Here is a 12,623-nt window from a genome sequence, read left to right on the forward strand (position 1 = left end):
TTGCAAAAAATCACAAAAAACAGACCGCTTGTTCCCCTGTGAGGCTGAGATCAATTATACCCCATCAACATAAGCAGCTCTTTCGTATAGCTGATCGCTTCATTACGATTAGTGACACCGATCTTCTGATACAGATTTCGAATATGGGTTTTAATTGTGGTTGCTGCTACTTGCAATTCATCTGAAATTTGTTCATTGCTATACCCTGAATAAATCAAGCCCAACACCTGCCATTCCCGCTGTGTTAATGGACTAATTTTTAATAGCTCCGGTACTTTCGGATTTTTCAGTAACTGATTCACAAAGTTTTCATCAAAGTGTGCAAATTTTTGGCGATAAAATTGATTGATGTTGCGTAAAATAAATTGCGCTTTATGTAATACCAATTCATCTAATACATTGAATTGCAATAAATGGCGAATCTGCTGTGCCATCACATCTCCTTCAATCACAAAAGCACTGATAAAGTTTGTTTGCCGTGTCAGTTTTAGTGCCTGAATTAAGTCTTGCTGAGCTAATTCTTTCTCGCCTTGTAAAAAATAAAGCCTGTTACGAACAATTAATGCACGATTTAAATCACTGATCAGAGAAAATTTTTCAGCAGTTTCAATTAAATTATCTAAAATTACTTTCGCTTCAGTATATTCTTCAAGCAAGATTTGAGCCCGTGCAATATTACGCCATTGAATTTGGGTAAAATGGTTTTTATCTGAAATTGGAGATGGATTTTGAATCAACCAATTACGAGCAGACTGAATGTCATTTGTCATCTGCCAATAAAACATTCTTACTTGATCGGCATTCGCAATCCAGTCGTGGTGATAAGAGTGAGAGTGCTCTAGCTGTTCAACTTCACCTAATAAACGGGCAGTGTTATCCAGATTGCCACGAGCTAATGAAATTTTAGTGAGTAAGGTTAAGCATTGTAACTTGTCTTCAAATTTAGATAAGGCATTCATTCCGGCAACTGCCATCGACTCAGCTTTATCCAAGTTATACCATTCCCATAAAATTTTTCCCTTAGAACGTAATAAGAATTCATACATCGGCACTTTTTGTAAGTGGTTTTCTTTTACAAAGTTGCTTGCTTTATCTAACATTTCATAGGCAGCTTGTGAAAAACCTTGAGCAAGCAAAATTTCAGATTGTTGAAGCTGCGACCATAAAATATTGTGGTAAGTATGGTGTTGATGTGCCATACGCTCTGCTTTTTGCAACATTACTAACGCTTCTGCCAAATTACCGTGACAATGATGAGCCTCACCAATAATTGAGGTGGCAACAATATGAGCGTAATAGGCATTTTCCGAGAGATCATTTAACGCCTCTGAGGCTAATTGAAGTGCAGTATTTTCATCACCGGAATTGATAGCAACCTGAGCCCGTAGCACATTGAATTCCGCATTGGCAGTTTTACTTAACTCAATCTTATTTTCCGTCAAGGCTCGAGAAAAATCTGCTAAAATACCACCTACTTCACTATGTCGGTGCTGGCTTTGCACCAGCCAAGCTTTGAGTAAAACCAAATTAGTATGCTCGGTTAAATGTGCATAATCTAAACAATTTAAACTCTCTTCCAATAATTTCAACTCACCTTGATGGAATACTGTCCAAGCGTTCTCTTCTAAAATATTAAGTAATAATTCAGTATCAGACAATTGCATTGCGTGATGCAAGGCTTCTGTTACATAGCCTAATTGTAACCACGCATTCGCTGCCTTTTGATGCAGTTGTGACAGTTCAGCATACAACTCATTTTGGCAACATAAATTCAAAAAGGAAGCAAAAAGCGGATGGAATTTCCACCAACTATCATCACTGTTCTGCCATTTACTGTTTACCATTTGTTGTAAAAATAAGCCTTGTTTTTCAAGAGACTCTAATTTAATACGACTGTTTTGCTCTCCCGTCACAGCCTGTACTAAAGATTCATTCATCGAATGCAAAACAGAACAACGTAAAATAAACAACCTGGTTTCTTCATCTACTTTATTGAGCACTTCATCAGCTAAATATTCGTTGATATGAAAATGATTTGATTTGGCTAAGCGTTTGGCAATATCTTGCAACGGTACTTGTAGTGTATGTGATTTATTTTTCGCAAAAAGGCTAATTAATTGAAGAGCCGTTGGCCATCCTTCAACTTCGTTACAAAGTGCGATAACATCTTGCTGATTTAACTCTGAACCTAATCTTGCTTGAAAAAACGCAGTACTTTCTTGGTGATCAAACATAAGTTGGTTAATATCAATTTCCAATAATTGTTCTTGCACTCTTAAACTGGCAATACTTAACGGCGGAATAGAACGAGAAATCAAGATAAGCGTCATATTAGACGGCTGATGCTTAATCCAATATTTTAATGCTTCATGGATTTCATCATTTTCAATAATATGATAATCATCAATAGCAAGATAAAAATGTTCTGAAAACGCCGCCGCTTTAATCAATAATTGATTAAATAAAGCTAATAAATTAGCTTTGCGATTTTCCTCTAACAATACATCTATTTCTTCATTAATTGCAGAATGCAATGCAGCACTAAAATAAGCAGCAAAACGATCCGGATTATTATCGCCCTCATCTAACGCATACCAGCCGATATTCTTTTTATTTTCAATCCATTGAGAAACCAGGGTAGTTTTGCCATAACCGGCTGGTGCATTTATTAATACAACCGGATAACTGCAAGATTTGTCTAATTCTTGGATTAAACGTTTTCTTGGGATGCTATTTTGTAATCGAAAAGAACAAACAAGTTTTGATGGTATTAACATAATAAATTCTATTTTCTCTCATAACAAAATGGGGATGATATATCCTCCATTTATGCTCTAACTACTTCCTAATAATCATACCATACAAGGTGCTTATAAGGATGATTTGATTTTATTCGGATTTTACATAATAGTAGTATTCATCTTTAACTGGGGGTTTCCTATGACATTTAATTCTATTGTAGAAAAATACTGTCGCTACTTTGATGTAGCAGATCCAAAACACTTCACCTTACAGCAATGGTATCAAGTCGTTGCAGAAGGTTCCCTTGAACTTATTTATAGTCAGCCTGCAACTAAGCCGACAGAATCACGCCACGTAAACTATCTCTCAATGGAATTTTTAATCGGTCGTTTAACCGGCAATAATTTAATGAACTTAGGGTATTACGAACAAATTCGTGACTATCTTAAACAATACCAAGTTGAATTAGTAGATGTTTTAGAGCAAGAGCGTGATCCTGCGTTAGGAAATGGCGGATTAGGTCGCCTTGCTGCCTGTTTTTTAGACTCAATGGCAACTGTTGGGCAAAATGCGACTGGCTATGGGCTTCACTATCAATACGGTTTATTCAAACAAAGTTTCAAAGAGGGAATGCAAAAAGAAGCTCCGGATACTTGGGCTCGCGATAGCTACCCTTGGCATCGTTTTAATCCATCTAAAACCCGTCATATCGGGTTTGGTGGAAAAATCAAAAAAATTCAAGCCGATCAATATGAATGGCAACCTAAATTAACAATTCAAGGCAAAGCATTTGATTTGCCAATTGTAGGTTACAAAAATAACATCATTCAACCGCTGCGTTTATGGCAGGCAGATAGCGATCAATCTTTTGATTTTGATGCTTTTAATGACGGCAAATTCTTAACTGCAGATAAAACGATTGTCAATGCAGCCGCACTTACGCAAGTACTTTACCCAAATGATAACCATAAAGCAGGGCAAAAATTACGCTTAATGCAACAATACTTCCATTGTGCCTGCTCTGTGGCAGATATTTTAGATCGCCACCTCAGCGAAGGTTATTCGTTAAAAGATTTGGCTAAACGCCAAGTAATCCAATTGAATGATACCCACCCAACACTCGCTATACCTGAATTAATGCGTGTACTGTTAGATGATCACCAATTCACTTGGGAGCAAGCTTGGGATATTTGCTCAAATACCTTTGCTTACACAAACCACACCTTATTACCTGAAGCTCTTGAGCAATGGGATCAACGCCTATTTAAGCAATTATTACCTCGCCATTATCAAATTGTGGAAAAAATTAACAATATTTTCCACGACCAAGTACGGGCGGAATTTGGCGATGATGCCAAAATTTGGGAAAAATTAGCCGTACTATTTGACTACCGTGTGCGTATGGCGAACCTTTGCGTTGTTACTTGTTTCCGTGTAAACGGTGTTGCGGAAATTCACTCGGATCTATTAGTAACCGACTTATTCCCGAAATATCACCGATTGTTCCCAACAAAATTCTGTAATGTTACTAACGGCATCACACCTCGTCGTTGGATTAGACAAGCAAACCCACAATTAAGTGATTTATTGGATCGCACCTTAAAACAAGATTGGACACACGATCTGGAATTATTAAAAGGCGTTGAAAAATATGTTGATGACACCGGCTTCCGTGAAGAATATCAACGTATTAAACGTAACAATAAAGTGGTTCTAGCAAATGAAATCCATAAAACATTAGGATTAAATGTCAATCCAAGTGCGATTTTTGATGTACAAATCAAGCGTTTCCACGAATATAAACGCCAACATTTAAATTTATTAAATATTATTGCGACCTATCAGTCGCTAAGAGCTAACCCAAACCAAGATTACACACCACGTGTATTCCTATTCTCAGGCAAAGCGGCACCGGGTTATTATTTAGCAAAAAATATTATTCACGCAATTAATAATGTAGCAGACATTATCAACAACGATAAACAAGTGAATGATAAACTACAAGTGGTATTCCTACCGGATTATCGAGTCAGCCTTGCGGAAAAAATTATTCCCGCAGCCGATGTTTCAGAACAGATATCAATGGCAGGAAAAGAAGCCTCTGGTACAGGTAATATGAAATTGGCACTTAACGGTGCATTAACATTAGGTACGCTAGATGGTGCTAATGTGGAAATTGCCGAGATGGTGGGTGAGGAAAATGTCTTTATCTTTGGACATACCGTAGAAAGCGTGCAGGAACTGTTAGCAAAAGGTTATCAACCTAAAACCTATTACAATCAAGATCTGATTCTGAAAAATGCGGTTGATTTCTTAGCCAAGGGGAAAGCTTCTAACGGTAATAAAGAAACATTCAAACTAATGTTAGACAGCTTGCTAGAACGCGATCCGTTCCTAGTCTTTGCCGATTTTGATAGCTACCGCCAAACACAAGAGAAAATTGGTATAGCCTATTTAGATCAAGAAGCTTGGCTACGTAGTGCGATTTTAAATACAGCCCGTTTAGGTACGTTTAGCTCAGACCGCTCAATTCAAGATTATCAACAACGTATTTGGTTGAATAGATAATAACTTCGGGCGACTTCTTCTCAACAGGAAGTCGCCAATTTTCTGTTGTATTTCATATATTTAATATGTGGAGAAAAATGATGAAAATAACTACCAAACAATATCATCGTGCAGGCATTATGCCTTATTTTTTCGATGAACGTGGTGTAAAAAAATCAGCATCCGAAAAAATAAAATACACATTATTTAAAACGTTTAACGGCAATATTCAAGTAAACACTACGCCAATTCCTGCTGTTCAAATTTTTTATCAGCACAAGCCTTGCTTTTTACGTTTTCATTTAGCTGATAAAAAAAATCCATTAACCGGCAATTGGCAACTACAATTAGAAAACTCAAGCCAAGTTATTTCCGGCAAAATTAAAGCCCGGGGAATTACATTACCTCAAGACTTACCTTTAGGTTATCACCAATTACAACTAAACACGGTAGATAAAACCTTTAATTGCACTATTATTATCGCTCCGGAGCGTTGCTACCAACCTCAAGCCGTGCTTGAACAAAAAAAATTATGGGGAACATTTCTACAACTCTACACCTTAAAATCAGCCAACAACTGGGGAATCGGTGATTTTGGCGATTTAAAAAACTTCATCCAACAAATTGCACCTTACCAAGCAGATTTTATTGGCTTGAATCCGATTCACTCGCTTTTTCCAGCAAACCCAAATTCTGCAAGCCCATACAGCCCATCCTCTCGCCGATGGCTGAATATTGCTTACATTGATGTCAATCAGTTGGTCGAATTTCAACAAAGCGATGAAGCTCAAACTTGGTTTCATTCCGCTGAAATCCAGCAACAGTTATCTCAATTACGCAATCAAGACTGGTTAAATTACGATCAAATCATTCCATTAAAATTAAAAGGGCTACGCTTTGCTTTTGCAAAATTCCAGCAAAATATGACCGCTTGTTCCGACTCAGCCTTTACTGAATTTGTACAAAAAGGTGGTGAAAGTCTACAAGTTCAAGCTACATTTGATGCTCTTCATCAATATTTATCTACGCAATTTGCAGACCAATGGGGCTGGAATTTCTGGGTGAATGAGTACCAAGATTACCATTCTGCCGCTGTACAACAATTTAGAGAAACACATAAAGCAGACGTGGAATTTTACCTTTGGTTACAATTCATTGCCGATCAGCAATTGGCAGAATGTGATGCAATTTGCCGTCAGCAAAATATGAACATTGGTATGTATCGCGATCTTGCCGTTGGCGTCAGCCCCAACGGAGCAGAAACGTGGAATGACAAACAACTTTATTGTTTAAATGTATCTGTCGGTGCTCCACCTGATGTATTAGGTCCACAAGGACAAAACTGGGGCTTAACCCCAATGAATCCACACGTGTTAAAACAACAAGCCTATCGCCCGTTTATTGAGTTGGTCAGGGCTAATATGAAGCATTGCGGGGCATTACGCCTTGACCATATTATGTCTTTATTACGATTATGGTGGATTCCAAAAGGCGACAGTGCAGTGAATGGTGCTTATATCCGTTATCCGGTTGATGATTTAATTGCTATTTTGGCACTTGAAAGCCAACGCCATCAATGCCTGATTATCGGTGAAGATTTAGGCACTGTGCCAAAAGAAATTGTCAGCAAACTCAAAAATGCAGGAATTCTGTCTTACAAAATCTTCTATTTTGAATTTAATGAACAAGGAAAAAGTCGCGACTTGCAACATTATCCTTACCAAGCTATGACAACATTAAGTACTCACGATTTACCAACGATCAATGGTTATTGGCGTGGATATGATTTTGAATTAGGCGAAAAATTCGGTGTGTATCCAAATGCGGATATTTTGACCATTCTCAAACAAGACCGAGTCAATGCCAAAGTCAAAATATTACAACGCTTACAAGAGAATAATGTGGCGATAGAACCTGAAATTAGCGAGCAACTTAATTCACCAGTAAATACGCCATTTATTCACCGTTTGCAAACCTATGTCGCTAATGTAAGCAGCGGATTATTCGGCTTCCAGCCTGAAGACTGGCTGGGGATGACCGAACCTGTTAATATTCCGGGAACTAGTACTCAATATGCCAACTGGCGACGTCGCTTGACCGTAAATATTGAAGATATTTTTGCTGATACCGCAATCCAAGCTTTATTGAGGGAAGTGAACAAAATCCGTAAAGAAAAATAACAAATACACAATAAACAGAAAAAGGGGTAAAAGAACTTATTCTTTTACCCCTTTCAAATATTAAAAAGAATACTACCCTGCAACCCAAAGCATTATCGCTAGCACTTGCGGCAACATTATGCGTAGAAACATTACAAGTGGGTAAACAGTAGCATAAGAAAGAGCCGCCGCTCCGTTGCCTTCTTTGATTTCGTTAGCAAAAGCAAGAGCTGGAGGATCAGTCATTGAACCGGCGAGTAATCCACAAAGACTTAGGTAATTCATTTTAGCGTAAATTCTAGCAATCAATCCTGTAATCATAAGTGGGAAGAAGGTGATGATTGCACCAAAGAGAATCCATTCCATCCCCTCACTGCTGAGTAACGTTTCAAGGAATCTCCCACCGGATTTTAAACCAACAACAGCAAGAAAGAGTACAATCCCAATTTCACGTAAGGCAAGGTTCGCACTCGGTGGCATAAACCAGTAGAGTTTACGAATGCTGCCAATTCTTGCCAAAATGAGGGCAACCACAAGCGGTCCACCTGCTAAGCCCAGTTTTAATGCAACAGGGAAGCCAGGTAAATAAATTGGGACAGAACCAAGTAGCACCCCTAATCCAATCCCGATAAAAATCGGCAACATTTGAACTTGTTGTAATTTGGATTGCGCATTACCGATAATCGTCATTACCATTTCAATATCAGCTTGGCGACCGACTAAATTCAACACATCACCAAATTGCAGTGTCATATCGCCTGTTGGGACTAACTCTACTCCGGCACGGTTGAGGCGTGAAATGACTACATCATATTTGCCTTTCAGCATTAATTGGCGAATTTGTTTACCAAATACTTTTTCGTTGGTAACCACTGCTCGTTCGGAACGATAAATCGTACCTTTTGTAGAAACAGATACATCAACTTCTTCACCCAAAATAATCTGCATTTTACGTAAAGCTGTATCTTCTCCTACCAAGTGTAGGATATCACCTACTTGTAATACCGTATGTACTCGAGGAATAGAAAGTTCATCTCCCCTTTTTAAACGAGAATAAGAGACTTCATGTAAATCAAAATCAGGAAGTTGATTAAGTGTTAGCCCATTTATGTTTGGATTAGTTAAACGTACATTTAAGCTACTAAGTTTATCTCTTCCTTGACTTTGAGAACGATTAAACTCATCTGCTTCTTTATCTATATTAATTTTTAAAACAATACGAATTAACCACATTGCAAGCAAAATACCAATAATACCGAACGGATAAGCAATAGCATAGCTCATACCCATAATTTCAGTGATACTTTCACCACTAAGTTCAGCAAGCACTTGCTGCCCTGCCCCAAGAGAAGGCGTGTTAGTCACTGCCCCCGAGAAAATACCTAAAATCACAGGTAATGGAACATCGAACAATTTATGAATAAGAACAACAAGAACACCACTAAGTAATACAATTAAAACCGCAAATCCATTGAGCTTTAAACCTGAATGTTTAAGAGATGCAAAGAATCCTGGGCCGACTTGGATCCCTATTGAGTAAACAAACAGAATCAAACCGAATTCTTGAATAAAATGGAGAGTATGAGCATCAAGTTTAATACCAAATTGCGTCATAAAATGAGAAATGAATAATCCTCCAAATAACACCCCACCAATACCTAAACCAACACCTCTAATTTTGATATGACCAATCCATAACCCCAGCACTGCCACTAAAGATAATAAACTGACAGTCAGCGCAATCTCACTCATTACAGCCTCTCTTAACACCAATACCTCAAAAATGGTATATGAATTTTAGCAAATCTAAAAAAGTAAAAATGCGATCTATGTCACAAAAAATAAAACGCCAATCTGGCTAATACAAATAAATTAAAAAACCGTTTGCTTTTCACCTTTGGCTACGCTATATTTCTAGCCATTCAATTTTGGAGAATATTATGAACCTTATCAAACTTCACCATCATCGCCATTTCCCTGAATAATCTTTCGGGCGTTTTGGTATGCTTGGAAGATAACTTCCGAGCAAGTGAAGCCGATAAGTGCATAAGCTAATATCACGATTTCAACCCCCTCGGAAGTCTTCTTTCGAGGGGGTCTTTTTTGTATCATCTTGAATATTTTTCATATTAACATTTAAAAATAGAGGTAAATACAATGCTATCAAACGAAGTGTTTATATCGATTATTGTATTGTTAGTGTTGAGCTTACTGAGAATTAATGTAGTTATTGCATTAATTATCTCAGCACTGACTTGCGGATTAATTGGTAATTTAAGTATGGAAGGTGTCAGCTTTGCTGATGCTTTAGAAAAAACAATTAAAAATTTCACTGGTGGTTTAGGTGGCGGAGCAGAAACAGCAATGAACTACGCAGTTCTCGGTGCTTTTGCAGTAGCTCTCTCAAAATCAGGTGTAACCGATTTATTAGCCTACAAAGTGATTAAATCATTCGGACACAGCCCATCAGGTCGTTCCGTAACGTGGTTTAAATATATTGTGCTATTTGTGTTAGTTGCTTTTGCAATGTCTTCACAAAACTTAATTCCGATTCATATTGCCTTCATTCCAATATTAATTCCACCACTATTAAGCGTGATGAATAAATTAAAGATTGACCGCCGAGCGGTTGCTTGTGCTTTAACATTTGGTTTAACTGCCACTTATATGTTAATTCCTGCAGGTTTCGGGCAAATTTTTATTGAGAGCATTTTAGTAAAAAACATTAATCAAGCAGGCGAGCAATTTCAATTAGTGGCAACTACTGCTGAGATGACAAAAGCAATGCTGATTCCTGTATCAGGTATGATCGCAGGATTACTTTTTGCATTCTTTGTATCATACCGTAAACCTCGCGTGTATGCGGAAAATACACCTGAGCCAACTGTTGATGATATTGAAACTCGTGTTGCAAGAGTTAAACCTTTCCATATTGGTATTAGTATTTTAGCAATTATCACAACCTGTTCCGTGCAATTAGCAACAAATTCGACCATTATCGGCGGTTTAGTCGGTTTAGTGATTTTTGCCTTAGGCGGCGTATTCAAATTAAAAGAAAGCAATGACGTTTTCCAAGCCGGTTTACGCTTAATGGCAATGATTGGTTTTGTAATGATTGCAGCCTCGGGCTTTGCCGGCGTGGTAAATTCTACCGGTGGCGTACCTGCATTAGTGGAAAGCCTGCGTGATGTTATCTCATCAAAAGAGATGGCTGCATTATTAATGCTCGTAGTTGGCTTATTCATCACAATGGGCATCGGCTCATCATTCTCAACTGTGCCGATAATAACCTCAATTTACGTGCCACTATGCGTTTCTTTTGGCTTCTCACCACTTGCCACAATGGCGATTGTAGGCGTAGCAGCTGCATTAGGCGATGCAGGTTCCCCGGCCTCTGACTCAACACTTGGTCCAACATCAGGCTTGAATGCTGACGGCAAACACGACCACATTTGGGATTCTGTTGTGCCAACCTTTATCCACTTTAATATTCCATTATTAGTGTTCGGTTGGATTGCAGCGATGACACTTTAAGTTATAATACGCAAAGTGTTAGCAAAATCAGACCGCTTGCAGAAATGGCAAGCGGTCTATTTTCATCTATTTTTTGCAAAATCTTAGGATACTCAATGAAATTTATCTCTTTTAATATCAATGGCTTGCGTGCAAGACCTCATCAGCTTGAAGCAATTATCGAAAAACACCAACCCGATGTATTGGGCTTACAAGAAATCAAAGTGTCTGATGAAGATTTCCCTTACGATTTAGTCAATCATTTGGGTTATCACGTTTTTCATCACGGGCAAAAAGGGCATTATGGTGTTGCCTTATTAACGAAAAAAGAACCGCTTGCGGTACGTAAAGGTTTCCCAGCTGATATGCTAGATGCCCAAAAACGAATGATTATGGCAGATATTGAAACTGATTTTGGCGTTTTAACTGTACTAAACGGCTATTTTCCGCAAGGCGAAAACCGTAGCCACGAAATTAAATTCCCGGCAAAACAGAAATTCTATGCCGATTTGCAACACTACTTGGAAACTGAGTTAAAGCCGGAAAATCCAATCATCATTATGGGCGATATGAATATCAGCCCGACCGATTTAGACATCGGCATTGGCGAGCCAAATCGCAAACGTTGGCTTCGTGATGGCAAATGTTCTTTCTTACCCGAAGAACGTGAATGGTTAGCACGTTTACATAACTACGGCTTAGTGGATACTTTCCGCATTGCTAACCCAGAAGTAAACGATAAATTCTCATGGTTTGATTATCGTTCTAAAGGCTTTGACGATAATCGTGGCTTGCGTATTGATTTAATTCTCGCTTCAAAATCACTTGCCGAACGCTGTGTGGAAACAGGCATTGATTTAGAAATTCGAGCAATGGAAAAACCGTCTGATCACTCTCCTGTTTGGGCAACCTTCAAGTAATTTACAAAAAATTTTACTTTTTTGACCGCTTGTAAATCGATTACAAGCGGTTGTTTTTTCTTACTTTTTTGCATTTTTACACTCTACTATATCCCTTTTCAAATTTGTGCTACAATTGCCCACTGTTTTTAGACTATTTTTAGATTATGAATACACGTTTAACGCTTATTTTACTGCTGATTGTCGCATTGCTTGGCGGCTGGTATTACAGTTTGCAAGAAAAAGATAATTTAGGGTTGGATCAGCTCATAAAAAAAGAAGGACAACCCGAATATGTGGGGAGTAAAATGTCCACCACAGTTTATGATTTGAAAGGTAATCCACAATATTTCGCTCAGGCTACGGAAATCAAACGTTACGAATCCACCGAGCGAACCGAGTTTTTTAAACCTTTTATTGAGCTTTTTGCTAAAGAATCAACTCAAAAACAGTGGAAAGTGAGTGCTGATTACGCTGAAATTACCAAAGAAAAAATCTTAAATTTAAAAGGTAATATAAAACTTGATGCGTTAGAACCTGCTTCACGTTTACAACAAATCACTACAGATACTTTAACGGTTGATTTAAACACGCAGGATATTTTTACCGAAAGTGCGGTCAAATCAATAGGTTCTGGTTTTACAACAACAGGGGTTGGCTTAAAAGGTAACTTAAAACAGCAAGTGGCAACCTTGCAAAAAGACGTAAAATCTTATATTGAACCAACCATCATTAAAGAAACAAAAGAATAATTTGCTTTTGA

The 12,623-nt window shown here is 38.0% G+C and carries 7 protein-coding genes and 1 other annotated feature; of the genes, 5 read left to right on the plus strand and 2 right to left on the minus strand.

Annotated elements, in window-relative coordinates:
* Positions 1-50 precede the first annotated feature (50 nt).
* Complete coding sequence (malT, locus tag A6B40_RS03830) at positions 51-2,777, minus strand: HTH-type transcriptional regulator MalT (protein ID WP_025217813.1); 2,727 nt, start codon at positions 2,775-2,777, stop codon at positions 51-53.
* A 163-nt stretch (positions 2,778-2,940) separates the two neighbouring features.
* On the opposite strand from malT, the gene malP reads away from it, so the two are divergent.
* Both malP and malQ read left to right on the plus strand, forming a co-directional pair.
* Positions 2,941-5,310 carry a maltodextrin phosphorylase gene (malP, locus tag A6B40_RS03835; protein WP_176671623.1) on the plus strand — a complete coding sequence of 790 codons (2,370 nt, stop codon included), beginning with the start codon at positions 2,941-2,943 and terminating at the stop codon, positions 5,308-5,310.
* Between the two features lie 80 nt (positions 5,311-5,390).
* Entirely contained in the window at positions 5,391-7,469 is a 2,079-nt protein-coding gene (gene malQ, locus A6B40_RS03840) for a 4-alpha-glucanotransferase (protein ID WP_176672317.1), read from the plus strand.
* A gap of 72 nt (positions 7,470-7,541) precedes the next feature.
* Here malQ and A6B40_RS03845 read toward each other — a convergent pair whose 3' ends face one another.
* The gene (locus A6B40_RS03845; RefSeq protein ID WP_025217816.1) at positions 7,542-9,200 is read right to left on the minus strand and encodes a putative transporter; all 1,659 of its coding nucleotides are present in this window, start codon (positions 9,198-9,200) and stop codon (positions 7,542-7,544) included.
* A 208-nt stretch (positions 9,201-9,408) separates the two neighbouring features.
* Positions 9,409-9,552: a sequence feature (His leader region), on the plus strand.
* A 53-nt stretch (positions 9,553-9,605) separates the two neighbouring features.
* Here A6B40_RS03845 and A6B40_RS03850 point away from each other — a divergent pair.
* The 3 genes from A6B40_RS03850 (at position 9,606) to lptC (ending at position 12,612) form a co-directional block, all read left to right on the plus strand.
* Complete coding sequence (locus tag A6B40_RS03850) at positions 9,606-10,982, plus strand: Na+/H+ antiporter family protein (protein ID WP_025342298.1); 1,377 nt, start codon at positions 9,606-9,608, stop codon at positions 10,980-10,982.
* Positions 10,983-11,077: 95 nt separating this feature from the next.
* Positions 11,078-11,881 (plus strand): exodeoxyribonuclease III, encoded by an 804-nt coding sequence (xthA, locus tag A6B40_RS03855; protein WP_025342297.1) that lies wholly within the window; start codon positions 11,078-11,080, stop codon positions 11,879-11,881.
* Positions 11,882-12,027: 146 nt separating this feature from the next.
* Complete coding sequence (gene lptC, locus A6B40_RS03860; protein ID WP_025248082.1) at positions 12,028-12,612, plus strand: LPS export ABC transporter periplasmic protein LptC; 585 nt, start codon at positions 12,028-12,030, stop codon at positions 12,610-12,612.
* Positions 12,613-12,623 lie beyond the last annotated feature (11 nt).

The sequence above is a fragment of the Mannheimia varigena genome, assembly GCF_013377235.1.
Taxonomy (GTDB): domain Bacteria; phylum Pseudomonadota; class Gammaproteobacteria; order Enterobacterales; family Pasteurellaceae; genus Mannheimia; species Mannheimia varigena.